At 36.8% G+C, this 25,451-nt stretch carries 30 protein-coding genes and 1 other RNA gene; 4 read left to right on the forward strand and 27 right to left on the reverse strand.

Going from position 1 to position 25,451, the window contains the following annotated elements:
* Positions 1–11 precede the first annotated feature (11 nt).
* Positions 12–497 (reverse strand): DUF3013 family protein, encoded by a 486-nt coding sequence (locus IGL42_RS08135; protein ID WP_002388170.1) that lies wholly within the window; start codon positions 495–497, stop codon positions 12–14.
* Positions 454–1,131 (reverse strand): DNA-3-methyladenine glycosylase, encoded by a 678-nt coding sequence (locus IGL42_RS08140; RefSeq protein ID WP_002364174.1) that lies wholly within the window; start codon positions 1,129–1,131, stop codon positions 454–456. The genes IGL42_RS08135 and IGL42_RS08140 overlap by 44 nt, the downstream gene beginning before the upstream one ends.
* Positions 1,132–1,259: 128 nt before the next feature.
* On the opposite strand from IGL42_RS08140, the gene IGL42_RS08145 reads away from it, so the two are divergent.
* The 4 genes from IGL42_RS08145 to IGL42_RS08160 all read left to right on the forward strand — a co-directional run bounded on the left by IGL42_RS08145 (position 1,260) and on the right by IGL42_RS08160 (position 3,932).
* Positions 1,260–2,537, forward strand: a complete 1,278-nt coding sequence (locus IGL42_RS08145; protein ID WP_002360030.1) for a replication-associated recombination protein A — start codon at positions 1,260–1,262, stop codon at positions 2,535–2,537.
* Between the two features lie 72 nt (positions 2,538–2,609).
* A non-coding RNA gene (ssrS, locus tag IGL42_RS08150) (6S RNA) lies at positions 2,610–2,803 on the forward strand.
* A gap of 7 nt (positions 2,804–2,810) precedes the next feature.
* Positions 2,811–3,143: a hypothetical protein gene (locus tag IGL42_RS08155; protein WP_002357068.1), complete on the forward strand. Its 333-nt coding sequence runs from the start codon at positions 2,811–2,813 to the stop codon at positions 3,141–3,143.
* A 315-nt stretch (positions 3,144–3,458) separates the two neighbouring features.
* Positions 3,459–3,932: a universal stress protein gene (locus IGL42_RS08160; protein WP_002357065.1), complete on the forward strand. Its 474-nt coding sequence runs from the start codon at positions 3,459–3,461 to the stop codon at positions 3,930–3,932.
* 111 nt (positions 3,933–4,043) lie between these two features.
* Here IGL42_RS08160 and IGL42_RS08165 read toward each other — a convergent pair whose 3' ends face one another.
* The 25 genes from IGL42_RS08165 to IGL42_RS08285 form a co-directional block, all read right to left on the reverse strand.
* Complete coding sequence (locus tag IGL42_RS08165) at positions 4,044–5,231, reverse strand: acetate/propionate family kinase (RefSeq protein ID WP_002357064.1); 1,188 nt, start codon at positions 5,229–5,231, stop codon at positions 4,044–4,046.
* Between the two features lie 24 nt (positions 5,232–5,255).
* Positions 5,256–6,263 (reverse strand): class I SAM-dependent methyltransferase, encoded by a 1,008-nt coding sequence (locus tag IGL42_RS08170; protein WP_002357063.1) that lies wholly within the window; start codon positions 6,261–6,263, stop codon positions 5,256–5,258.
* Positions 6,264–6,391: 128 nt separating this feature from the next.
* Positions 6,392–6,745, reverse strand: coding sequence for a competence type IV pilus minor pilin ComGG (comGG, locus tag IGL42_RS08175; protein ID WP_010710571.1), 354 nt, complete (start codon positions 6,743–6,745; stop codon positions 6,392–6,394).
* Positions 6,745–7,179 carry a competence type IV pilus minor pilin ComGF gene (comGF, locus tag IGL42_RS08180; protein ID WP_002357060.1) on the reverse strand — a complete coding sequence of 145 codons (435 nt, stop codon included), beginning with the start codon at positions 7,177–7,179 and terminating at the stop codon, positions 6,745–6,747. Before comGF ends, comGG begins: the two co-directional genes overlap by 1 nt.
* Entirely contained in the window at positions 7,169–7,570 is a 402-nt protein-coding gene (locus IGL42_RS08185; RefSeq protein ID WP_002397440.1) for a type II secretion system protein, read from the reverse strand. Before IGL42_RS08185 ends, comGF begins: the two co-directional genes overlap by 11 nt.
* Before the next feature lie 120 nt (positions 7,571–7,690).
* Positions 7,691–8,794, reverse strand: coding sequence for an SH3 domain-containing protein (locus IGL42_RS08190; RefSeq protein WP_185776387.1), 1,104 nt, complete (start codon positions 8,792–8,794; stop codon positions 7,691–7,693).
* A 40-nt stretch (positions 8,795–8,834) separates the two neighbouring features.
* Positions 8,835–9,059, reverse strand: a complete 225-nt coding sequence (locus tag IGL42_RS08195) for a BhlA/UviB family holin-like peptide (RefSeq protein WP_370689693.1) — start codon at positions 9,057–9,059, stop codon at positions 8,835–8,837.
* 7 nt (positions 9,060–9,066) lie between these two features.
* Positions 9,067–10,284, reverse strand: coding sequence for a glycerophosphodiester phosphodiesterase (locus IGL42_RS08200; protein WP_104681301.1), 1,218 nt, complete (start codon positions 10,282–10,284; stop codon positions 9,067–9,069).
* Positions 10,284–10,601: a hypothetical protein gene (locus tag IGL42_RS08205; RefSeq protein WP_002372011.1), complete on the reverse strand. Its 318-nt coding sequence runs from the start codon at positions 10,599–10,601 to the stop codon at positions 10,284–10,286. Before IGL42_RS08205 ends, IGL42_RS08200 begins: the two co-directional genes overlap by 1 nt.
* Complete coding sequence (locus tag IGL42_RS08210) at positions 10,601–10,909, reverse strand: hypothetical protein (RefSeq protein WP_002372012.1); 309 nt, start codon at positions 10,907–10,909, stop codon at positions 10,601–10,603. Before IGL42_RS08210 ends, IGL42_RS08205 begins: the two co-directional genes overlap by 1 nt.
* Complete coding sequence (locus IGL42_RS08215) at positions 10,909–11,811, reverse strand: phage baseplate upper protein (protein ID WP_185776388.1); 903 nt, start codon at positions 11,809–11,811, stop codon at positions 10,909–10,911. The genes IGL42_RS08210 and IGL42_RS08215 overlap by 1 nt, the downstream gene beginning before the upstream one ends.
* A gap of 14 nt (positions 11,812–11,825) precedes the next feature.
* Positions 11,826–14,528 carry a phage tail tip lysozyme gene (locus tag IGL42_RS08220; RefSeq protein ID WP_185776389.1) on the reverse strand — a complete coding sequence of 901 codons (2,703 nt, stop codon included), beginning with the start codon at positions 14,526–14,528 and terminating at the stop codon, positions 11,826–11,828.
* The gene (locus IGL42_RS08225) at positions 14,525–15,238 is read right to left on the reverse strand and encodes a phage tail protein (protein WP_162301522.1); all 714 of its coding nucleotides are present in this window, start codon (positions 15,236–15,238) and stop codon (positions 14,525–14,527) included. The genes IGL42_RS08220 and IGL42_RS08225 overlap by 4 nt, the downstream gene beginning before the upstream one ends.
* A complete protein-coding gene (locus tag IGL42_RS08230; RefSeq protein WP_104874255.1) occupies positions 15,235–17,538 on the reverse strand; it encodes a phage tail tape measure protein in 2,304 nt (767 codons plus the stop codon). The genes IGL42_RS08225 and IGL42_RS08230 overlap by 4 nt, the downstream gene beginning before the upstream one ends.
* 191 nt (positions 17,539–17,729) lie before the next feature.
* Positions 17,730–18,185 (reverse strand): hypothetical protein, encoded by a 456-nt coding sequence (locus IGL42_RS08235; protein ID WP_002398471.1) that lies wholly within the window; start codon positions 18,183–18,185, stop codon positions 17,730–17,732.
* The gene (locus IGL42_RS08240; protein ID WP_185776390.1) at positions 18,185–18,832 is read right to left on the reverse strand and encodes a phage tail protein; all 648 of its coding nucleotides are present in this window, start codon (positions 18,830–18,832) and stop codon (positions 18,185–18,187) included. Before IGL42_RS08240 ends, IGL42_RS08235 begins: the two co-directional genes overlap by 1 nt.
* The gene (locus IGL42_RS08245; protein WP_185776391.1) at positions 18,829–19,191 is read right to left on the reverse strand and encodes an HK97-gp10 family putative phage morphogenesis protein; all 363 of its coding nucleotides are present in this window, start codon (positions 19,189–19,191) and stop codon (positions 18,829–18,831) included. Before IGL42_RS08245 ends, IGL42_RS08240 begins: the two co-directional genes overlap by 4 nt.
* Entirely contained in the window at positions 19,184–19,519 is a 336-nt protein-coding gene (locus IGL42_RS08250; RefSeq protein ID WP_142430869.1) for a hypothetical protein, read from the reverse strand. The genes IGL42_RS08245 and IGL42_RS08250 overlap by 8 nt, the downstream gene beginning before the upstream one ends.
* Positions 19,509–19,835, reverse strand: coding sequence for a phage head closure protein (locus tag IGL42_RS08255; RefSeq protein WP_010817427.1), 327 nt, complete (start codon positions 19,833–19,835; stop codon positions 19,509–19,511). Before IGL42_RS08255 ends, IGL42_RS08250 begins: the two co-directional genes overlap by 11 nt.
* The gene (locus IGL42_RS08260) at positions 19,795–20,082 is read right to left on the reverse strand and encodes a phage head-tail connector protein (RefSeq protein WP_021732917.1); all 288 of its coding nucleotides are present in this window, start codon (positions 20,080–20,082) and stop codon (positions 19,795–19,797) included. The genes IGL42_RS08255 and IGL42_RS08260 overlap by 41 nt, the downstream gene beginning before the upstream one ends.
* Before the next feature lie 2 nt (positions 20,083–20,084).
* Positions 20,085–21,416 carry a phage major capsid protein gene (locus tag IGL42_RS08265; protein ID WP_185776392.1) on the reverse strand — a complete coding sequence of 444 codons (1,332 nt, stop codon included), beginning with the start codon at positions 21,414–21,416 and terminating at the stop codon, positions 20,085–20,087.
* The gene (locus IGL42_RS08270; RefSeq protein ID WP_002380813.1) at positions 21,416–22,000 is read right to left on the reverse strand and encodes an HK97 family phage prohead protease; all 585 of its coding nucleotides are present in this window, start codon (positions 21,998–22,000) and stop codon (positions 21,416–21,418) included. Before IGL42_RS08270 ends, IGL42_RS08265 begins: the two co-directional genes overlap by 1 nt.
* Positions 21,984–23,153: a phage portal protein gene (locus IGL42_RS08275; RefSeq protein WP_231414790.1), complete on the reverse strand. Its 1,170-nt coding sequence runs from the start codon at positions 23,151–23,153 to the stop codon at positions 21,984–21,986. The genes IGL42_RS08270 and IGL42_RS08275 overlap by 17 nt, the downstream gene beginning before the upstream one ends.
* 18 nt (positions 23,154–23,171) lie before the next feature.
* Positions 23,172–24,905 (reverse strand): terminase large subunit, encoded by a 1,734-nt coding sequence (locus tag IGL42_RS08280; RefSeq protein WP_185776393.1) that lies wholly within the window; start codon positions 24,903–24,905, stop codon positions 23,172–23,174.
* Positions 24,902–25,360, reverse strand: coding sequence for a P27 family phage terminase small subunit (locus IGL42_RS08285; protein WP_185776394.1), 459 nt, complete (start codon positions 25,358–25,360; stop codon positions 24,902–24,904). The genes IGL42_RS08280 and IGL42_RS08285 overlap by 4 nt, the downstream gene beginning before the upstream one ends.
* Positions 25,361–25,451 lie beyond the last annotated feature (91 nt).

Below are 25,451 nucleotides of genomic sequence, written 5' to 3' on the forward strand. Positions count from 1 at the left end.
TCACCTCTAAATTAATAACTTGGATACGCAATCCATTGTTCTTTTTCTGTTTCTGCCACTTTTTTAATCATCGCTTCAAAATCTGCTGGCTCCCAATGCAATTCAAAAACTTCCGCTGTTTCATCTGATAAAAAGTCTAACAAATCACTTTGCCCTTCATCTAAAACCACTTTTAAATAGTGAATGAATCCGTCTAAAACTGCTTTGCGTAGCCCTTTTTTTCCTTCATAAGGAATTGTGACTAAATACTCTTCGTCATCAACGACAGACTTTTGCGGATTGTAAAATAACAAACCATCTTCAAATTCAATGAATTCTTCTTCTGAAAGCGTACCATCAACATCATCAATCGCCACTTGCTCATTGTTTTCTGCATATAAACGAACAATGACTTCGATGGTATGGTTTTTGCGATCCCAATCAAGGCCTACTTCGTAATCTCCTAAGTGTTTTTCAAGTTGTTCCTCTAAGTATGTGAGCATTGTTGCTTTTTTCATTTTCTTCATCCTTCCAGCCAAAATCTATTTGGTCTACTGCTGTTCTTTTTTGTTTAGAAATATATGGATTGCCAGCCACGACGTATCTTAAAGGCAACTCTGTCCAACGACCTTTATTGGGAATCCCAATTCGTGGTAGTGCCTCAATTTTTTTCGGAAATTTTCGTTTTTCTGGCACGAGCCGTAACGAACTAGAAAAAATCGACTGCCCATATAATTGCTTATCAATTCCTAAGGCTGCAACTAATTTACCTGGTCCATTGGTCAATTCCACGCCTTGACGTCCTTGGCGATTTTCAATCATTTTGTCGACACCTTCAACAGGTTCAATCGCGCGGATCATCACCCCTTGTGGTTTGCCTTGTTCTTGTGTCACCATATTTAAAATTAAATGCGTGTGCATAGTATATAAATAAATCGTGCCTGGTTTGTCATACATGGCTTGTAAGCGTGGCGTTTTTCTCAAGCCAAAGCTATGGGCCGCCTCATCATCAGGACCTAAATAAGCTTCTGCATCCACAATGTACCCACCTAAAACGCCTGTTGCTGTTTCGTGCTCTAAATACATCCCTAACAAGTATTGTGCCACTTCTTCAGTTGTTTTTGTGTTAAAGATATTTATCGTTTCTTTCATTTCTTTCACCACTCCCTATCATACACGAAACCTTCCGCTATATCCATCTAAAACCCAAAAAACCACCAAAAAGCGAATGTACGTTCTTTATGTTATAATAAGATGATTATGAAAAAGGAGGTCCTTTTATGCAACAACCTTTAGCCTATCGAATGCGACCTCGTCACTTAGACGAAGTAGTTGGTCAACAACATTTAGTCGGCCCTGGTAAAATTATTCGTCGGATGGTCGAAGCCAAAATGCTTTCATCGATGATTCTTTATGGGCCGCCTGGCACTGGAAAAACCAGTATTGCCAGCGCAATCGCTGGTTCAACAAATTATGCCTTTCGCATGTTGAACGCGGCCACAGATACCAAAAAAGATTTACAAATCGTTGCTGAAGAAGCCAAAATGAGTGGCACAGTGATTTTACTGCTTGATGAAATTCACCGATTAGATAAAACAAAACAAGATTTTTTGCTCCCTCATTTAGAAAACGGACGAATTATTATGATTGGAGCCACTACCGAAAATCCATATATCACAATTAATCCTGCGATTCGTAGTCGTACGCAAATCTTTGAAGTAAAGCCCTTAACGGAAACAGACATTCAGCAAGCGATTCAAGAAGCCTTAACCGATAGCACACGTGGCTTAGGCGATTATCCTGTCCACTTAGAAGAAAAAGCATTACAACATTTGACACGCGCAACGAACGGTGACTTACGTAGTGCGCTAAATGGACTAGAATTAGCTGTTAAATCAACACCCAAAAATGAACAAGGCGAAATTAAGATCACCTTACCGATTATTGAAGAGTGCGTGCAACGAAAAGCCTTAACGCATGATAAAGATGGCGATGCCCATTATGACGTGATTTCCGCTTTCCAAAAGTCGATTCGAGGAAGCGATGTAGATGCTGCACTTCATTATTTGGGTCGCTTAGTTGAAGCAGGTGATTTACCGATTATTTGTCGTCGTTTAATGGTCATTGCTTACGAGGATATCGGTCTTGGGAATCCTGCGGCCGCCGCTCGGACGGTCACCGCTGTTCAAGCCGCCGAAAAGCTAGGGTTTCCAGAAGCTAGGATTCCTCTAGCCAGTGTCGTCATTGATTTATGTTTATCGCCAAAATCAAATTCTGCAGTCACAGCGATTGATGCTGCTTTGGCAGATATTCGACAAGGCTCTGTGGGAGACGTTCCTGATCATTTACGTGATGCCCACTATGCTGGAGCCAAAGAATTAAACCGTGGTATTGGTTATCAATACCCACATAATTTTGAAAACGGTTGGGTCAATCAGCAATACTTACCTGACAAATTAAAAGAGGCACGTTATTACGAACCGATTGATATTGGTAAATATGAACAAGCCTTACATCAGCAACTCAAGCGTATCCAAGAATGGAAACAGAAAAAATAACAAAATAATACGCTTTCAAAAAAAGAAACAATCTCGTTGCCGATTTTGAGAGAGTATGCTATTATAAAGATGGTAAATCTGTGATGTACGCGTTGTCCTTTCACTGTGTTGACCGAACATTTTTATTGATATCTAGGGATCCTGCTTGTATCAAAGTTGGTAACATGCCTTTTCTTTTGGTAGTTCAATACTGCGATCGAGGAACCCACCTGCTTATCTTGCGGGTTCAATACTCTAGGACGATTACCGGCATCGACGGATTTTACCATTTTTATGAAGATTTCTAAACAATTTGCTCTGGCAAGTTGTTTTTTTTTGGAGGACAAGATGATTCGTATACTCGTACTATTACTCGCCGTTGTCACAGGCGTAGCCAGTTATTATTTGATGAAGAAAAGTGCAGCTTTTTTACCACTCTTAAAAAAAGAAACTGCAACAGAAAGTCAACAGTTTATCGAACGTTTTGGGCGTTATTACTTGATTATCGCCATTCTAGGTGTTCTAGCGGCTATTTTTAATCGCCCGTTATTGTCAATTGGTTTTATCTTTTTTGTTTTATTACTTTCAACGTTGTTTAGTTTAACTTTTGCAAAAAAAATGTCATAAAAGACGATGAATTTAAAGAGGTCGGGACAGAAGTGTTTAACTCCGAGAAATAAGAAGGAATTTCCGAAAATTGTTCTTTAATTTTTGGAGAATTTCGGCTTATTTCCGAAGGAGTTGCTTCTGTTTCCGCCGTTTATCAATTTTTAAGCCTGGGACAAAAATCCAAAGTGATTTTTGTCCCAGGTTCTTTTTTACAAAAAAATGCCAATATTCAGAAAAAAAGAAGCGGTTTCAGTTTCTTTTTTTCTTTGTTTGTTTTACAATTATTATAGAAACAATTAATGACTTTTTTTTACGCTGAAAGGAGCGGTTATTATGTTACAACAATATCAAAAAATTATGATAGCAATCGATGGTTCTGACGAAGCAGACTTAGCCTTTAAAAAAGCGGTCAATGTCGCTAAACGAAACGATGCTGAATTACTATTAGCACATGTTGTTGATACGCGCTCTTTCCAATCAGTGTCCTCTTTTGATGGTGCGCTAGCAGAAGAAGCAATGTCAATGGCAAAAGAAACCTTAGACACCTACCAACAACAAGCGGTGGATATGGGACAAACAAAAGTCTCTAGCGTTCTAGCCTATGGTTCTCCTAAGAATATCATTGCCAAAGAATTACCAAAAGAATACAACATTGATTTAATTATGTTAGGAGCAACTGGATTAAATGCCGTTGAGCGTTTATTTATTGGCTCTGTCTCTGAATCAGTTATCCGTAACGCTAGCTGCGATGTTCTCGTTGTACGGACGGATTTAGACAACAAATTACCAAAAAATGAAGAAAAATAAAAAATAAGAAAAAACTGAGCCAACTATCACTTTTGATAGTTGGCTCAGTTTTTTCTTATTTACCTATTAAGCACACCTTGTGAGAGCGTCTCACAAGGTGTGTTCGTTTAATTATTTTAGACGTTCTACGTCACGGGCAATCATTAACTCTTCGTCAGTTGGTACTAATAGAAGCTTGATTTTTGAATCATCAGTTGAGATAACTGCTTCTTCACCGTGTACATTATTTTTGTCATCATCGATTTCACAACCAAACCAAGTCATGCCATCAATAATATCTTTACGAACGCCCACTGCATTTTCACCGATTCCAGCAGTAAAGACAATCGCATCAACGCCATTCATAACAGTGACATAGCTACCAATGTATTTACGAATACGATCGATAAAAATGTTGTATGCTGTTTGAACTTCAGGTTTATCTAAGTTTGATTGAATATCGCGCATGTCGCTTGATAAACCATTTGTTAAACCTAATAAACCAGATTTTTTGTTTAAAATATCAACCATGTCTTGTACATCAGTCAAGCCAAGTTTTGTCATTAAATAAGGCAATAGTGACGCATCAACATCCCCTGAACGAGTCCCCATTGTAACGCCAGCAAGAGGAGTGAAGCCCATCGATGTATCGACTGATTTACCACCATCAACTGCAGTGATTGAAGCACCATTTCCTAAGTGACAAGTGATAATTTTCAAGTCTTCAATTGGACGACCTAACATTTCTGCAGCACGTTGAGAGACATAACGATGACTTGTTCCATGTGCCCCATATTTACGTGCAGCAAATTTTTCATAGTATTCACGCGGTACACTATATAAATAGTTGTGTTCTGGCATTGTTGTGTGGAACGACGTATCAAAGACTGCCACGCTAATGATTTCTGGTAAGATATGTTTAAATGCTTTAATTCCCATTGCATTCGCTGGGTTGTGTAAAGGTGCTAATTCAGATAAAGCTTCAATTTTTTCTAATACTTCGTCTGTAATAACAACAGAATCTTTAAATTCTTCTCCACCAGCAACTACACGGTGACCAACACCAGTAATTTCATCATAAGAACCTAAAATGTTTAAGTCGATTAATTGGTCTAGTAACATTTTTACTGCCACTTCATGGTTATCAATATCAACAATTACTTCATATTTTTGTCCTTCACCATATTTAATTGTGAAGATAGAATCTTTTAAGCCAATACGTTCAACGATTCCTTTAGCGATCACTTCTTCATTTGGCATTTGGTATAATTGCCATTTTAAACTTGAACTACCTGCATTAATTGCAATTGTTTTAGACATAATTTTCTCCTCTTCGTTACTATTTTATTTTAAATTTGAAGCTTTCCAAGCTTCAAATTGTTTAAAGAACTCCGTTACTTTATTGATATCTTTCAAAGAGGCAAGTTTTGCTAACAAAACTTCCTTCACTTGCTCAGCATCTGCACCCTTGTTTTGAACAAGCAAGATACTTTTACGTGATTGTTCTGACTTAAACAATTCATCAGGTAACTGTATCATTCCTTGTAAATAGACATTTTTTGTCAACCAATTTTTAAAGAATTCACTTTGCTCAGTCTCTAAAATATTGGTCGGGATTAAGAATAAGCCAAACCCTGCTGGCTTCACGTATTTCATAGCTTGCTCCATTAATAAATGATGCGCATAACTATGGCCTTCCTCCGCAGCAGCAGCAAATCCCTTTGCTCGCTCATCATTTGGATAATAGCCAATCGGCAAGTCACTTAATGCTAAATCAACTGGATCCAATAACAAATCTTGCAATCCGTCTTGATGGAACAACTGAATATTAGCTTGTGACCAAGCATTGTTCACAGAAGATACCGCCAAAAGTGTTTCATCGATATCCACACCATAACCAGAAACTTTGTAACCAGCTGTTTCAAGGTTTAGCAGAACCGTTAACAGTAAATTTCCCATTCCTGAAGCAGGATCTAAAATTTTTAATGGCTCTGATTTATTTGTTAATTGTTCTACTAAATAAACAAACAAAAAGCCAATACCGTCTGGCGTCAATTGATGATTTGCTTGAAGCTGCTCTTTTCTCGTTCCTTTTAACAAAAGTAATTGGGACAAGCGTCGCACATCTTCAGGAGCTAAATCAATTTTTTTAATCGTATGATACAGCGTTTCTAATTGTTTCACTGTCTCTGGATTAGGTACTCCGTCAAGTACTCGTACTTGAAAATCATCTAAAATATTTTCACCATTTTCAATATACGCATCTAAAAAAGAAGTATCCAATGACTGTTGCAATAACTGGATTGCTTGTTCCATTGGCTCGAAAGCCTCTTCAATTTTTTCTGGGAACAAATTAGCACCTCTATTCTATTCAAAATGTAACAACTTCCATACCTGTTTTATTTTAACGAAAAAAGAAAGAATAATCAATGCCTTTACTGTCTTTCTTCTAAAATCTAATAATTTGTAGAAAAACAACGCTATTCCAGCATTGTTTCCGCTTTTTTTTGATGAGAAACTCTCTCTTGATATTGGTATTTTCGACCAGATTTGTTTAATAAAACAGTTATTCTTAATTGTTCATTTTTATATGTATAATCGAAGGTTACTTGCTCGTACATGAGCTTTTCTTCTGTTTTTAACTTTCGTCTATTTTGTTTAACATCTGCAAGAAATAAATGAAGGATACTTTTCCCTGCATAGTATTCCTGGGTAGCTTGCGTAAATTTTTGTGTTAACTGACGTTCTTCTAGTAACTGAAGGGCGAGAAAACTCATCAAATAAACAAAGGCCATGGCCGTGAACAATAAGTTTCCTGAATATTTTTGCCTCATTAAAATTCTCCCTTTATCGGAAAAAAACTATCAAATGTTTTTCCAGAAGTAAAAGTAACTTCCAAAGTAAACGATTGTCCTTCATTTTTAAACTGTCCATTTTTGATACCAATTAACAGCGGTTGATAGCCTTTACCATTGACTCGCTTAATAATTTTATCTTCTTTGATTTGAATTGAAATAGTCTTGTTTGTTTCTGAGTCGAGGAAAGAAATCTCTTGAGCAGAGCCTGTTTGGAAAACGAGCTTTTGACATTCTTTTTCTAATTGAATTAAAAATATATGCCAGGATTTCGAATCATTGTTTTTCAAATATTGATTTCCGATAAAACTTTGTTGAATCATCAACTGAAACAATTGACACATACAACTTAAAACGACTAGTGCCACTAAACACTCTAACATTGTAAAACCCGCATATTTTTTATTGACCAATCAAAATCGCTCCTCTTGAATCTGTGACTTTTAGTATCCTTCTTCCCTCGTTCTCCATCAAAGAAAATCGGTAAGTTTCTCCTTGATATATCCGCTCTTTGAAACGTAAATCACCCGTCTGCTCTAAAAATAAAATTGCTTCGTATCCTAGACGAGTGCGCGTTAATTCTTGCTCCCGTTGATAATTTTGCTGAATTAATTGTGTAATAGTCAGGGAGAATATCCCTGCTATCACACATACAATACTAAAACTAACGAGACTCTCTAATAAAATAAAACCGCTATAAATAGTTAATTTTCTTCGTATATTTGCCACTCCCCATCTGAAATTCCATAACAATTTAAGGAACAAAAACATCATACAATACGCATTAAATAGCTGTTTTTTCATTTTTAATAATCTAAGATATGTAAATAATACCGCAAATCTGTGGTAAATTTTGTGGTAAAAATGGAATGCAAAAAAAGCTCTACTTCCCATGATTGAGAAGTAGAGCTTTTATATTTTTTATTAATATCCAGTACCCCAAGTATTGTCTGGGTTGCCATCATTTGAGCCAACAGGAATATAAATGCGTGTTCCGTTAACATCAGAACCACCTAAGAAAACATAACCATCTGCTACATGAACCGAATCATATTTAAATTGTGAACCTTTCGGCCACACACCATAAACTGGTGCTGATAAACTCGGCGCACCATTTCGAAGAACAATTCCTTCACTAACACCGATAGTAAAAGTTTTAGCTGGTGTTGGTTTGCTGTTTTCCCATAGCTCCGCAATATCTCCATCATTTGCATAACCTAAAAGTTTGCCGCTGTTTTCAATGCGGTATAGATTTTTACGACCGTCTAGCTTTTGTGTAATTGTTCCAACTTCCGTCCACAATGTGTCTGCATTGATATGCTGAGAAATTAGCGCATCTGGATTTTTGTATATTGTTGTGAAGCGAACATGCTGACCGACTTTGTATTTAGGTTTATTGGGCTTACCAGGGTTCACAATAACTTCACTACCGTCCTCTGGCAACCCTGTTTGTAAATCTTGTGCAAGTTGCGCTTTGCTAATTCCCCACTGTGCTAAATATCCGTATGGATCAGTATGATCGCCCCACCAATTTTTAGTAATCCAATCATGAGTGACTATTCCGTATCCTGTACCATCATCTAAGTCAAACGTTGCACCAATCTGTGTAGCTAAATCACGAATCAAATTTACATATGCGGCATAGTCCTTTTTGAATGTTTCTTTATTATTCGTTCGAGCTAGTTCGATTTGTGCATATGCTTTTGCATTCGCTGTCGCACCTGCACCCCACTGAATTTGACCAGATGGCGCTAACTGCTTCACTCGACCACCAGAACCGACAAAATAAGACACATAAGCACTCGTCCAGTTGCGTTTCATATATGCCGCTTCGTTGTCTAGACTGTTTGGACCAACGTTGTTCCCATTTCCTGATTCATGCAAGACAATTAATTCATTGGTCGCATAGCCTGGAAAATATCCGCCAAAATCAATCGGATCTTGTTCCACTTGATAGGCATTAGCACCTATTGGTACAAAACTTATCGATAACACTAAAGTCAATAACATTTTAATTGATTTTTTCATGTTTCCTCCTAAACAAAAAGGCATAGCAGCATGCTATACCTTAGTTGAGTTTCTCGTTGATTTTTTCAACGGTAGTTTTAATTGATTCAACATCTTTTAATGAATCGGCTAATTTATCAATTGTTTTTTGATAATTTTGCTCACGATCATTATTTTGTTTCATAACCCAAAAAAGCAAACTGACGAATAACACTGCAAACGAAATTTGCTCTGGATTTGTTAATAATCCTTTGACAAACTCTTCCAAAATTTCCCCTACTTTCATTTGATTTCTAAATTGAATAAACAACCGATCCAGCTGCCCAACTGGTTCGATCTTTCCAATTCAAACCAACGGCCAATGTCCCAGCAGTTGCACCAGTTGCCACGATGCGACCACGAATATCAAACGAACCAACTTTCACATCTCCGTTTGCTGCGCTAACCCGAATGGTACATGGATTATATTGACTTTTCATAGGTATCGCCCATTCTGGAAGCGTAGCAATCACATCATTTTGATTATTCGTTCCTTTTTCAACGTTAAAATTGATGTGGATTCCTCCACCGACTAATTCCTCAACGTATGTTGCGTTTGGGATCCCTTGATTACTTTGAAAACCATTTTGATAACTCAACACTGCGTATCTTTGGTTTCCAGAAAGTGAATTTGTCGTGATATATTCCACACCTAGCTTTTTCATTCCTTCAAAACTATTTTCTGGAACTGTCCAAGTACCAACTTTAAAACCAGCCATATGCAATGCTTTAACATTTGCTGTTGACAAGCTAGAATTACTATATGAGCAACTAACAGCCGCTGGAACACCTAGTTTTTTGATCTGAGTAATTACACTTTCGTTAATCGCATCAACAAAGTAATGTAGCTCTATATTAGGATAATAGGTTCTGATTGTGTTCAATATATTGGCATCAAATGAACCAATAACGCAATTTGCTTCGCCATATCCATAAAGATCCAACGTATCTTTTAATAAATCAAAATTAGCTTTGCTATAGGTTCCAGATTTAATTTCAATAACTGGAACTTTATTTAATTCTTTGCAAATTTTCAAATATTCTTCGAAAGTAGGCGGCGTTTTTTCTGCATCTGACAAACGAGATAAATTTTCTCCTGTGTCAATTCTTAAATTTCTAAATTGAGCTAGTGTCATAGATGATACTTTACCAGTTCCGTTTGTTGTGCGGTCCACTGTGTCATCATGCATAACTACCCACTGGCCATCACTTGTGACCTGAATATCTGTTTCAATGCCCCAGTGTCTGCGAACTGTTTTAAATGCTGGAATTGAGTTTTCTGGATATTCTGTGTTGTTTCCTCTGTGAGCAATCCAATTTAAACCCTCACCCCATTTTTGACGTTGTGCCTTCGTGTCATTTTGATAGAAATCTTTTGTTACTAATTTTTCTTCGATACCGTCAATTCCATCTACATGAGATTTCATGTAAACGGGTTTATCATTTTCAATTAATTGAAAAATATCTGCCATTACGCTTCACCAACTTTCTCAAATGTAAAAACTGGTAATGCATCCAGTTTTGCTTTATCTGTTTTCGACATCAAGCCGTCTTTTTCAGCAGAAGCATTGCCAGGAATAGTTGGAATAATAGTTGATTCAGGTAATGCTTTTACATCAGAAGCTGTTAATATAACCTCTCCTACATGGCCGTTCACGGATGAAACAGTACCTGCTCCAGCATCACCAAGTTTTCCATCTATAAATTCATTTAAACCAACAATACCTGCTGTGCTGGTTTGTACATCAATGGCTACGCCATCTTTTTTTATTACATATAATTCTGGCACTATTCACCATCTCCTTCTACTTTTTCAAATTCAACACCAGAACCGCCTAATTTTCCCGCTTCATAATCAGCAATGATTTGTTTTAACTTCTGATACTCGTCTTTTGAAATCAACACGAGATCGTTTGGCAAACCTAAATCGCCAGGCGTTAAAATCACATCGCCAACATAGCCATTAACAGAATTTACTTTCCCTTGTCCCTTTAATAACTTATCTAATCCAACAACACCATCCGCATGAACTAATGGATAATATTGGTATTGAACACCACTTTCTGCTGTTTCCATCATTCGTTTAATTTCAACCATTAAATAACACTTCCAATCTTAAATGTGTTTTGCTGGGCATCATCAATTGTTGCAATGATTAACGCTCCTTCATTTTTAGGATTTTCAGTATTTCCAACAATTTTAATTTCATGGTTAACGGAAAAGTTATCATCTTGTAATAAATAAAGTGTGCTTATTTCACTGTATTTTTTTGTAAATAAGCGTTTCTCTAGTTTCTGATATAAATAGTCCATATCTGCTAACAAGCGCTCTGTAAGTGAATTGTGGCGTACTCCTTGTACGTCCACACGTGCATCGATTAACTCAGCTAGCATTGTTCCGCCAGGATCGACCGTCTTTAAGATATCTTTGATTGATTCAAACCACAAAAGGTAATCTGATTCTTGGCCATTTCGCCAAGCTTCAAATGTATCTTGTTGATTTTTACGCCATTTTTCAAACTCTTCTTTTCTAGCGTTCATCCATGCTGTGAAATCACCTTTATTTTCATTGATAAAGGCGGTCATGTCCGCTATTAAATCTTCAATTGACTGCCAGTATGACCCCATTTCGCCTTCCGTTTTAGAAGCTGCTTTAATGACGAAATAAGAAAAATTCTGCGTTGAACCAATTAATTCTTCACCGTTATAGATGGTGAAATAGGCCTCTTGGCGATGTAGCGACTGCATAGAACATTCATCAAAAGTGTACTGAATGATCCCACTACGCGCATCTACAACCGTTGCTGGCCGCTGAATAGGGTATTTATTACTGATTACAGATTCAAAAAATACCTTGCAATTAGTTAGATCTAATGGCAAAGCATTTTCTACGATATTTACTTCTAGTGTTTCAGTGTTTTTATTTCCTTGTCTAACATTAATAATGCCGACATAATTATAAGGCTCAGTAGTGCTTAGTGTTGCTTGCCATTTAACCATTTGTTTGCTCCTTTCTAAAAATTAATAACATCACGCGGATTGATTCGTTGCCACTGTGCGCCTTTCCATACTTCAAAATGGAGATGAACGCCAGAAGCTAATCCAGTTGCTCCCATGATTCCCACACGTGAATTAGTTGTTACTTTGTCGCCTACTGACAAATCGACCGAATCCAAGTGACCGTAATAGGTCCAGTAGCCATCGTCGTGCTTAATTACTACGTAATTTCCGCCTGTCCCGTCATAAGTAACAGTTTCTACTGTACCCGAGCGGGCAACATAAACAGGTGGCATACTTCCAGCAGGCATCGATGCAATATCAATACCACCATGAATCACATTTGTCCCCCAGCCGATCTCATCCCATTCTTGAGTAATAGTGTAACTAGAACGTACAGGATTAACCCACTTATTAGTTCCTGGTTTTAAATTGTGTAGCAAATCATACCAGTATTGCGCCAATGGAATGCGTTCTGGATGTGTGACCGCTGGACGTTCAAAGTTCGCTTCAAATGCCATCGTGGCTGTGCCAATATCTGTTAATGCTTTGAACTCTGTAACGGAATATGGATAAGCTGCCGATGGAATGTATTGGCCATTATGCATATGCCAATCAAGCAACTTCAACTGCGTAGTAATGTTTCGATAGTCACCACTGATACCAGCTTGAGCCAATAATCGTTGCACATAAGCACGACCACTTTCACCAGCAATTGGCGATGTCCATTGAACTAGACCGTAACCAGGGCCGCCACCGCCTTCATCAATATCAGGCATAATTCCAGATTCTTGATCCATATTTCCTAAAATTCCAGCGGCCGCTTGTTCGCTGTAGCCTTTTGATTTTAAGAACTGCCAAACTGCCCAAGCGTTTTTCTCTTTTTCGGTTGTTAGTTCTGGTGGAACGTCACCATCGTTACCACCTGATCCATCGCCAGGAATAACTTCCTTACCGCCGACAATCAATCTATCAACTGTAATAGTTGCTTTACTTCCTTCTGGACCAAAGAAGTTAAAGTTATTACCAACAAATAACTGAGTAAGACCCGTGATTATATGGCCAGCTCCTTTTTGATTGGATAACCCAATAATTTTCTGAGGATTATCGGCAACTAATAGCAGTGAGTTTCCATCTGAAATTACAGGATTTCCGTTTTTATCTACTAGACCAGGAAACGGATTTCCCTTTGTACCGATTGTCCCAATATGACTAGAACCATTCCAAAATTCCATACCTTTTTTGGTCAATTCCATGATTTTTGTCTTTTCATTCCAAATTTGTAAAGCACCAGATACTAGTTTAAGTACATCTCCAGTTGCTTTATTGAAACTTGTTTGTAAAACATTAACATCAATAATCCCTACTTTAATAAAGTCAGCAACGATTTCTCCCTTAGAAGTCATAGCAAGCCCGAACGGACCATTAACGCCGTTATCGGAATATCCTAAACCGTTTAAGTTCCAACGCCAAACACGCTTCGCTGTTGCTATTTTATTTGTATCCATGATAAGAATTTCTGACGGCGCTTTTTCTGGACGGAAAACGACATGTCCACCACTATTACCAGTGATCCATGCCGTTGCATTTAAAACATTTTGTACTAATGTTTCCGTTCTATTGTCGATTTTCCGTTTCAATTCTTGGGTTTGATTATTTGCAGTTGAGGTGTAGAGTGATAAATCATTTCCCAAAACAATATCTTTGAACTTGCCTAAAGTTGGGAACCAAGTATATTCAACCATACGTTCTGTTACTTCAATATCAACTTCTTTTGCTCTGACGTGCGCTACATCGCCGAAATGCAAAGAAGAAAGCTCTTCGTAAATATCTTCATACTCTAATGTGTGTTCTAATGCTACCATGCTAACAGTATGCGTAACTTTCGGTTCATGAATACGATCCTTATCAAACAATGACTGACCCCATTCTTTAAGCTCCTCAACTGTTTTACATTCCGAATTTTCACGTTTTCCAATTCTTCGATTACTATCATTTACACCAGCAATTTCTAAAAAGCCATGCGTGATTGGTTCTTTGTCTTGGTCATAGTCGTTTTCTGGCACACCACCGATAAGAAAGAGACTGTTTATAATTGATTCATCGTCGTAGTCCTCATCTATGGCTTCCAAATTAACACCAAAATCAATTCTAAAGCCATTATCCGATCCAATTTGTTTAACAAGTTTCAAATTAAAGTTGTCCATCTCTAATTCTCCACCAGTAACACCTGTTAAATTTTGGTTACCATTGTTAGAACCAATGATTGCATCGATTGGGCCAACTTGTTTCGCCGTAAACTGATGTGTAGTACCGACATTCGACAAATAATTAAACCGTTGCTTAAACGTTAATGCAGCCTTTAAATTGTTCATGATTTGCGTGCCATTTCCGTTAGCGGTGAATGAATTAATAATGAAATTCTTATTTGCCATAAAACCAATGTGTCTTGCTGTCACTGAAACTGACTGCAGATTTTTCTTAATATTGTAAATCTCAAAATATTGATATGATCCATCTTCAACTTGTGCTTTTAAAAAGTTTCCTTTTTTTAAGTACGAGCGATATTGGCCATCTCTTGCATAGTTACCATAGAATCGATATGCACCATTTAACACACGGTTAATTTCTGGTAAATCTTGCCAATCTGGCAAAGCCATTCCGTTATCATTTAAATTTTCAGGAATAGCCGTATATGCATAAATAAAATTTTGTGTCATAAATACGCGCTCCTATTCCAAAACTTAGCTTCTTTGAAATTTCCTGATATATTTAATGTGTTTTGACCAGGATTCGTTTTTATCCAACTACCACGTGTAAACAATGGTAGCCCTTCTTGTATTACTTTTCCTTTTTCGTTATCAATAGTGACGATTCCTGTTTGTGTACGTAAAATCGTTAGTGAATTACTACCAATGTTTAACGTAATATCGCCGCCTTTTGAATCAATTTCGATATAAGGAAATGCTGATTCGTCACCGTGATCAGTGATTTCAACTGTTTTCGTTTTAATTAGTACAGGCTGTTCATTTACTTTTCTCTTGAAAGGTTGGCATCTAAATTCAATGTTAAAGGTATAAAAAACACCCCATTCATTTTTGAATGAGATTGGCTTGCTTATTGCACAAATAGCATCTAAATATTTGTCCTCGTTATTATGAGTGATAAGCTTGCTTTTACCAGTTAACCAACGCTTGACTTCTTTTAAGTTCTCATAAGGAATAGTTACGTCCTCAATTTCATAATCAAATGGTTCATAGTCGTTATACGTTTCATTAAATTCACCACTTCTGCCAACGATGGAATACGTATCATATCGCTTGTTTGGTAAAATGTCTGGCAGTTCATTTTCGATGATACATCCCATATCACGAACTGCATTCAAACCTTTCCAAATGAAATTAGGTTCATCACGATTCATAAAAATCATGTTGGTACACCCCCTAAGTCATAGAAAGCTTGAGCACTTGCTTTATATAGTTTGCGATTCATCCGATCTAATTCGCTTGGATTATTTGCATCCACTTGGCCAAAATAAACATGTTGTTCGATTGTCTTGCCTTGATCCAAAGCACCGCCAATCCCACGAGCTTTTTCGTCTTGTGAAAGTGGCGTGACTGTAGTCTTGCCATTTTTTGCTGTTAATAATTCAGGACCAGCTTCGCCAACGATTGCTTGTCCATTAATCATATGACCGCCTTCAGCAAGATATGGAATTTTCGCAATACTAAAGCCTTTGCCACCAACTCCAGGTATCCATTTTGGTATTTTGATATTGTTTAAACCACCTAAAAAACCATTAATTAGAGTAATCATAGCGTTAATTGGTGCTTTGGCTACTGCAGCGATACCTTCAAAAATTCCGCCAAAAATATCAACAACACCTTGCCACGCTCTTGACCAATCACCTGTAAACACTCCTGTAACGAAATCTATGATGCCGCCAAAAATTCTTGTAATCGCGTTGACGTAATCACTAATGATTTTTACAGCACCATCCATAGCGCCGCCAATAAAGCCTGTGATGAAATCAAAAGTAGACTTTGTCGTATCTGCTAAAACTTTGAATACACCAACCACTATATCTTTGATCACATTAAAGGATGTATTGATAAAATCTCTAAACCAGCCTACTTTGTTGTAAGCAATCACAATTCCAGCAACAAAAGCAGCTAGTGCAGCAATCACTATTCCAATAGGCGAAGCAATAAAGGCAATAACTGGAATCAAACTACTAATGGAACTAGCAAGTGTTCCTAAAACCACCAAAACTGGACCAATAGCAGCGACTACACCTGCAATGGTAATGATTGTTTGCTTTTGATTGTCGGTCAGTCCACTAAACCACGTTGAAACCTTTTGAATCGCATTACTTGCTGCTTCAAAAGCAGGAAGAAGCGCTATTTGTACTTGCTCACCAAGTTCCCCCATTGCAATTTTAAATTGATTCTGTGCAATTTTCGCTTGGTCGATTGGATCGAGAATATCGTTAAATGTTTGATCTACAGTGCCAGCCGCATTTTTAGCTGAATCTGCTAATCCATCCATTGACAATGCACCACTATCAATTGCTTCTACCATTTTTGATGCAGCTTTAGTTCCGAATACTTCGCTTGCAATAGTAAGTTTTTCTTGTTCAGTTGTTGCACCTTTAATAGATTCAATTGTTCCGCTTAATCCATCCTGCATAGTTTTGTTATCCTTTGCATAAACGACACTAGCTTTCGCTAAATACCCAAGCGTTCCTGCCGAATCTATACCAGCTTTTTCCATTTGACCTATTAATGTAGTTGATTCAGAAAAACCAAGTCCCATAGCTTTGAGTTGGGGCGCTCCTCTATTTACTGCATCAAATAACTGATCTACCCCTACTCCAGTATCCTGGCTAGTTTTAGATACTGAATCCAAAATCATTGGCAAGTCCTCGATAGATAATCTAAAAAGGTCCATTGATTTTTTCGCATTGATAGTTGATTGAGAAACATCTGATCCATTAATTTCTGAAAACTTAAGCATTCGGCCTGTGGTGTCTTCTAATTGCTTATCCATCAAGCCGAATTGTGTATTCACTTCACCAATCCCAGTTGATATATTTTCCATATCTGTTGGAATTTGGCCAGCTACTGTTTTAAAGCTGTCTTGCAATGATTCTAGTTGCTCCCCTGTAGCACCAGTGGCCGTTGTGATACTGTCCAAACTGTCATCTAATTCTTTAAACGCAGCAATAGAAGCGGCGCCAATTCCCATGATCGGTGCTGTTAAACCAACAGTCATCTTCTTACCGACAGATTTCATTTTGTCCCCAGCTTTTTCGATTTTAGCTAACTTCTCGGCAGTCTTAACAGACAAGTCACCTTGTTCTTTCAAGGCTTCGTTGGTACTTTCCAATGCAGATCGTAATTTATTTTCACCTGTTTCTGATTCCAACAAGCGTTTGTAAAGCTTTTGTGATTCTTCTGAATACTCCCCAGTTTCTTTAACTGATTTTTCGTATTCCTCACGCAATAATTTGGTTCTTTGTTCGGCTAAAGATAATTGCTTTTCAAGCTTTTTCTTAGTTGCCGTTAATTTTTCTGTTTGTGTTGCATCTTTATCCATAGCGGATACCTGGTTTTTGTACTCGGTAGCCGCTAAGTTCATTTCTTTGTTGATATCTTTGATTGTTCGAGAATAATTGACTTCTCCGTTTGTCTTAAAATTTAAGACAACATCAGATTCTTTCTTTGACACGTTAGCGCTCCTTTCCTACCACCAAGGACTTTTATCCATAGTCACACTTGCAGGTGGTTCAAACTCCGTATTACTCGTTAACCACTGTATGTATGACTTAAGCCACAAGTTCGGTGTTGATTTCAAAAAGAAACCCTCACTCCATCCCAAAAGAGTAAGGGCGACGTATAAGTAAAAAGCCCAGGGCGTTCCTACTTCCGTTTGTGTTTTTTCTTTTTGTTTTTCTTTTGTTGCGGAGTTTGATAATCTTGTGGCTTCTTGGATTTTTTTACATCATCAACTTGAAAATTCTGTTCTGTAAATACCTCCATGCAGGCACCGTATACTTCAACAACCGTAGAATTCATTCCTAAGAATTTAAAAATTGTTTCTGGTGTTTCGTCTAATCCGCCAGTTTTTAACATGCCGTAAATTAAAGCACGCATGATCTTTAAATCTGAAGCAGATAAATCTTTTGAAGAGATACGTCCACCGCTCTTGTTTAGCATTGCATTCATATCTTCTTCAAATTTTGAATAGTCGTCATCATAAATATCCGCAATATGCTCCATGGTTTCCATGGTTAACAAGATTGGGAACTGATGACCTTTAATTGTGACAGTTGGTGTGTCTGAAACGACAATCCCATAATCAGCTAACTTTGCCATTATTCACCGCCACCCCCTGGCGTTGATGGAGTTACTAATTTTTTCCATTGTTCTTCATCGTAAATAGGTTGTGCAATGAATTTTTCAAAGTCCCCTGGTTTTGCACTTAATCGGTTAGAATCGAAACTTGCATACATAACGTTGTTATACTTCAAACCGTTAGCAACAAAATTAGCAGTTACATCGTCAATTTTTGTGTCATCTTCTGCAGTTGCATATTCTTCATCAATGACATTGGATAATTGTGTTTTTGGATACCAAACTGCTTTTTTTCCGCCGCCTTCAATATTTCCAATGAATCCAAATGCAAAGTAAGGAAATTCACGTGCCGTATTTTTTCCAAACGTAACGCCTGCTTCTGCAAGCAAACCTTTTATCTCGTCCATTACTTCAATAGGAATGCCCACGTGATCTAATCCAATCTCATGTTCTGTCTCGCGACTTACACGGCGAAACATTTTACTTGATGCCCATTTAACTAGCGCTGAGCCATTTCCCTTAATGGCAAGTTTTGTTGCAATAGCCAGTCTAATTACTTCGCTATAAGTTGGTGCCACCCCAACTTCATCAGGCGTTGCCATCATGGCAATTAAGATGTCATCTAATCCTTCAAAATAATACACATCTTTTTTTCCCAAATTACTCATCCTTCCCATAAATCTAATATTTGTTGTGTCATGATTTTTTCAATCTGATCTTTATTTTGTTCAAACGTACCACTAGCAAAATGCTGGGCTTTTTGATTCTTTGTTCCATTTTCAGCGAATCGCCAATAAAAAGCAGTCCCTTCAAACGCAACTTGTACTTGGTCATCTTCAATAATGACTTTTACCTGATCAGCCATATGTTTTTTCTTTAATAGTGATTTAGGTATTTTTGGCAGCAACTGCTCTCTATAAAAATTGGCTGCATCCGTTAATGATTCCAACGATAATTTTGCAGGATCTACCTGTGTAAGAGTTCCCAAATAGTCTGCCATATCTGCAAATCCATTATTGTTAGCCATCTTCTATACACCTCACATACGTATAAAAATTCGTCACTGTATCATCGTTTTCATCACCCTGAATACCTACAAAATCAGCATAAGGAATACCAGCGTTTTCCAACGCATTTTCTAAATCCGTCAAATCTTTTTCTGTACCTGTTGTAAAGAAAGAAATTTGATAATATGGCAACCGCCTATGAACTTTAGAGGAAGCCATCTTTTTGCCTTTGCTAACGTTGGAATACACGATATATGGATAGTCTGTTCCTTTTTCCGCTTTGTCACGTGTCACAGGTACACCTACTGTTTTTAGTGTTGCCCTTAATTTTTCAAAACTAATCGACATAAGCCAAACTCAACTCCATTTCTCGTTTATCCATATCTGTATAAATACGAGTGATTTTATAGGTCACAGAATCGATTCTAAGCGTGTTTTTTGTTTCTGTGATAGATTTATCGAAACGAACTCTGATTCTTCTCACAACATCAATTTTGGCTTGTTTTGATAAATATTTTTCTTGTGAGGTAATACCTAACTCAACATAAAAAATATCTCGAATTTTCTCATGTATAATCGCTGGTCTGTCATTGTCATCTAAACCAGGAACTTGTTTACAAAGTTCAGCTTTCCATTTCATTCTGTTTAGCGTTACTTTTGGCATCATCTACCACCAGCCCTTCACTTAAAATCAATGGCGTTAAAGCATTAAAGGCATTCTCCATTTCAGCTTCTGGCACTTTATACAGCCAAAAAATGGATGCAATATAATAGGCAACTGACGAATTTTCATCATCAGTTGCCCTTTTTGCATATTTCTTACCCATATCCAAATAAAATTCAAGCATGGCATCATCCATGCCTTCCTCAAATTGTAAATGAGATTTAAAATCTTCTAGATTAATTTCCATAATTATTCACCTGGATTAGGTGCTGGGGTTGTACTTAAGTCTAAGCTATAAACAGGTGTTTCAAACGGCCCATAAATTAATTGACCATCGTTTAAATGATAAATTTTAAACCCGACTTTATTTTCACGCGCAAATAGTTCAGTTAATTTTTCAATTTCCAATGAGCCAATAACATCTTGAATGTGGAAATAAGAGAAATTACCGAAATAGATCACTGGTACTGTTGGATCGAATTTCTTCGTAGTTTCATTGTATTTATCTGCGTAGTCTGTAACTTCTACTGGATAAGTAAATAACTTGTAATCAAAATCATCATTCCCAGCATCTTTAAGAATTGGATTTCCAGTGCTATCTAGCATGGATTCCAACAATGTTTGTGCTGCACGATTGATCATAAAGCGAGCGCCTGAACGCATAGCAGTCGGTAAAGCATTTTTTAATTGAACAACTTTTAAATAATCATTGTCACCTTTACCAGTAAAGGCTACGGCTTTTTTAGCTAATGCTCCTTTGTTATCAGGACTTGAAAAATACCAGAATGTTTCTTTACGCAAGTACGCTTTCTTTAGTTCATCTAATACGATAGCTTCAATGTCAAAGTCTGACATATGCGTTAATTTCTTCGTGACTTTAATAATTGCATCAAATTCGATTGGGTTTAAGTAAACATCATCAAATTCAATGTCAGTAAATGGAATTAAATTATTTTCATCACGTTCACTAGTAACTGTATTTGCTTCGGCTTGTTTTACTTGTACTGGGAAACCTTGAGTTCCTTTAGTTTGATGAACACTTGCAAATTTACGCAAAGGATTTTCTTCTTGTAGGTAAGAAATAATCTCTTTACTTAATTCTTGTGGCACCAATACTTTACCGTTGTTAAAACCAACACCAAATGAACGAGCTTGATTAGGTGTAATTCGACCAGCCAAATAGCGTAAGAACGCGCTACGTTGAGTTAATTTTTTCACTTTTTCTTCTCCCCGACTTGAAATACCTTTCCCGATAATATCTAAAACACGGCTGCGTTCTTTATCGTCAGCTGGTTCTGGATCATCTTCTTCAGTGCCTTTTCCGTCTACTTCTTCAACAATTTCATCAGCAGCTGCGCCTAAGTCGTCTACAGCATCACCTAATTCTGTTACATCTTCTTCAGGCAATTCTGCGATCGCATCGTTGATTTCATCTAATTCTGCTGTGGCTTCTTCCACTTGTGATTCAATATCACTTAATTCATCACGTGTTAAAGTTTCGCTTTTTGCACGTTCTTCCATTGAAGCTAATTTTGCTTTTAATTTAGCAGCTCGTTTTTCTAAAATTTTACGCATTTTCATTATTTATATTCTCCAATCGTTTTTAAAATTTTATTTCTTAATTTAATTGTTTCAATATTTTTTTCTTGGAACTTACTTCTCAATGCAGCTTCTGTGTCATCATATGCTGGCAAAGGAACAATGGATACTTCCCACAAATCAACATTTGTGATTCTAATCAGTGGAACATCACCAGAATAGTCTTCCTCTTGTGCAGTCACCCAGAAACCAAAACTACATTGGTTAATGTCACCACGAGACATTGATTCTTTCAAATCGTTCGCAAATGTGGTGTTCGGCAATGTAACCTCAAAATGCAACCCTCTTGAATCTTCTTCAAGAATTAATGTATTAGCACTTTTACGGCCTAACACGTAATTCCAATCATGATTGAATAGACAACGAACATCTTTGTTTTTTGCGAGAGATTCGGAAAATGCACCAGGTGCAATCTCTTCATCATACCAACCATCTATGTTCGTACGTGAGTTAAAAACAGACGCGTACCCCTCAACTACAGTTGATTCACTGCCATCATCTAGGGAACGCGTCGTCATGTTTTTAATATCAAAACTTCTAATTTCCAACTTATCCAGTTGAATCACCTTCTTCCATTTTAGACTTGTTAAGCTCGGTTAGTTCATCTAGCCCAATCAAATCTTTCGATGCATAGAGCTTGGTTGATTCTTCTGTATTTAATCGTTCGGCACCTAAATCCACACGTGCATCATCAGGTGTATAAACCATAGTACGAACTAAACCTTGCGTATTTGTGATTTTTTGTGACATTGTTAAATACTTTTTAATATCAATTGTTAAAGAAACACGGTTTGTTGATTCTGATCCAAAATATAGTTCTGTTAAATGTTCGCAGACATTTTGAACAATCGGATCAACAACAAATGCTTTTAAATAAATTGCTGCTTTCTCTAAATCAACTTTTAATAACTGATTGTATGCATCAGGATCAAAACCTAAAAACTTTGCAAGTTCTGGTTTATAGACATTTAAATACGAAAGAATTTTATCGTCTTGAACAGGACTTTCGAATCCTTCGATGGCGTAACCTTTAGACAACGGAATAATGACAGTCTTTCCTTCGTCTGGAATTTCTTCTAGTTGTCCTTGAATGGCATCAAGCATTGCATTTTGCATTGCGTTTTTTGGTGACAAATGAGTATCTAATTTCAGTAAGTACGCCAACAAACCGCCTTTTTTATACTTTTCTGTCAAAGCTTTTTCAGCATTCATAACACCTTCTAAAGTATCTCTAGCTAAATCAATCAATCCATTGCCATAATTATTCGATAATCCAATATTTTTAATTTGGCGAACTTCATTTTGATAAAGCGTATGGCCGTCATATTTAAATTGTTTGATACCTTCTTCTGATATTTCTGGTGTAATTCCCTTCATGATGTGAAGCTGTTTCCCATCTTTCACCACAAATACTTCTCCTTGTAACAAATAGACATTTACAAGCAAACGTTTAAATTCAAAATCGGTTAAATAACCATTTGGATGTTTCAAACTCTGCAGTTCCTTGGCTCCCTTAATGTCTTTTCCATCTTCTTTTTCGATTGTCCACGATCCACAAGCAAACATATTGGAAATTGCTAATAGATAGTGATAAACATCGCTAGAAGATAAAATATTTTCGTCACCCAAAACAAATTGATTCGCAAGTATTGAACTACCTAATATTTTTTTCTTACTCGACATACGAAATCTTTGATTGAACCATGATCTAATTCCCAAATTCCCACCTCCTTTCAGTTATTTTCTGTTGTAAAGCTGTTTAATATAATCCTCATATTCTTCTTCGTTTCCAACTTCCACCATTAAATCCATTGAATCTTTATGACCAATTAAAAAAGCCACAAAACCATCAATATGTTCTGGTGACTTTCTTTTGCTGGGCGCTTTTTGACTTTGTATATTCGTTACAACTGTTGTATTGTTGGTACAAAAAATAAATAACGGATTGTCAGTTTGAACTCGTCCGTTATCTACTAGTATTTCAAAATCATCTAGCATTTCATTCATTACTGATGGATATTGACCTACTTCGGCCGTATTGAATCCTTCCATTTCAAAACGTTCCACTAACTTTTCAGACATAGCTGGATCATAATTGATTTGAATAATGTCTAATTCGTATTTGTTGTACATGTCAATGACATAGTTATAGACAAGATCATAATCAACAGTACGACCCTCACAAAGCGTTACAAAACCTTGTTCTGCATAATATTGATAAGGAACATTTCTTAATTTTTCTTTTTCTTCAATATTATGCGTTGGTACAAAATACATTTGTTTTATTTTTATAATGCTTTCACCTTCATCATTAAAGGTTGGAATATTAATTGATACACATGTCAAGTCAGTTGTTCTGGATAAATCAATACCGATAGCGACTTGTTCGCCTGTAATATCTCCTAAATCATCTACCAAGCAATTATCAATTTGTTCTTTATCAAAATAATTTTCGGCATAGTTGACAAACACATTTAAGTGCTTGGATAAAAATTCTGCTTTCCTGAATGGATTTCGTAAGGCATCTTTAAATTCCCCACGTAAAAAAGTGATATCAAATGAGACATATAAATTCGGATTGACCATTTCCCAAACTTTTTCATCTTCCCAGTTGTAACCTTTATTTGGTTCATAAATCATAATGAACCAGTCATCGTCATTATCTTCTTCAAGAATATGTTTACTATCTTGATAAATTTGAACACCTAAGGCCCCGCTGTTTTTACCAGCAGTAGAACAAACTAAAAATAGTGGTTCTGGTTGTGCTGCTTGTCCTGATTTCAAACCATCATATCTCGACGTGTCCTCCCACTCGTGAACTTCATCGGCAACAACAATATAAGTATTTTTACCATCGACTTTCTCACGCTTAGATAACACACGCAAATTGTTTTGATATTTGAAATCATCTTCAAAGAAAGCGTAACTGATAGTCGTTACTTTCTTTTCTTTCCGATAAACACGTGTACCATCAAGTAAATCATTATCGTTTTCAATAACGGTTGCTAAAGGATTGGCAACATTTTGCGCTTGGTCAAAATCAGCGGCTAGGCAGTAAAATTGGGCGCCCTTCACACCTTCTCCATACATTCCATATAAAATTGGCGCGCCTTCCATTAAAGACTTACCGTTTTTCTTTGGCACCTGCAGGTATGATTTACGAATAACACGAACATTTCGTTGCCACTTATCAGACCATTTTTGCCAACCATAAATATTTGAGAAATAAAACTTCTGCCAATCTTCTAATTCGAGCGGTTGCCCCGACCATTCACCAGTTGAATGTTTATAAAATGATTCGGTAAAACTTAGCATCAAATTTGCTTTTTCCAGATCAAAGAAAATATCTTTCCGTTTCTTCCACTTGTTATATCTTTTAACTGCTAAATAGATTGATTTTGGATACCGTTCTTTGTGTCTGCGAACCGATTTGGCAAATTTATCAGCATAATTGACAGTCATATCAATCATGATTGACCACCACGCATCTTTCTAAATTCAACCAAACGATTATTTGTTTGTGGTTTATCTTTTTTAGCTTCTTCTTTTTTCTTAGCATTTTCACTTGCTAAAGGATCAACATAATCAAGGCCACCGCTTTTCATATCAAGGCCTAGTTGGTTTAATAACTTAGTTTTTTTCTCACTCCAAACTTCAACTTGTTGGGCCAAAGGATGCTTAATTTCGTTTCTTGACCCATTTTTGTTTGTGTGAACTTTTGTGGATTTAAAACCACTGTCTTTCCACTCTAAATACTTGATATGATAGACTTCACACGCATCCAGATACATTTCAATCAAAGGGTTCAAAGCAGGCGTGAACTTTCCTAATGATTTTAATATTTCTATGATACGCATTCGCTCAAATTCCTTATGTTGCAAGGCTTCATCAAGGATTTTTTGTTTTTTACTTTTACGTCCAGCCATTTTTACCCCCCTTTCTTTTTTTGAAAATGCTCTGGAGGTGTCTAAAGAGGTCCCCCTACCCTATCCCCATGAAAAAAATTTTAATTTAATT

Source organism: Enterococcus sp. DIV0712 (genome assembly GCF_050554855.1).
GTDB lineage: Bacteria > Bacillota > Bacilli > Lactobacillales > Enterococcaceae > Enterococcus > Enterococcus faecalis.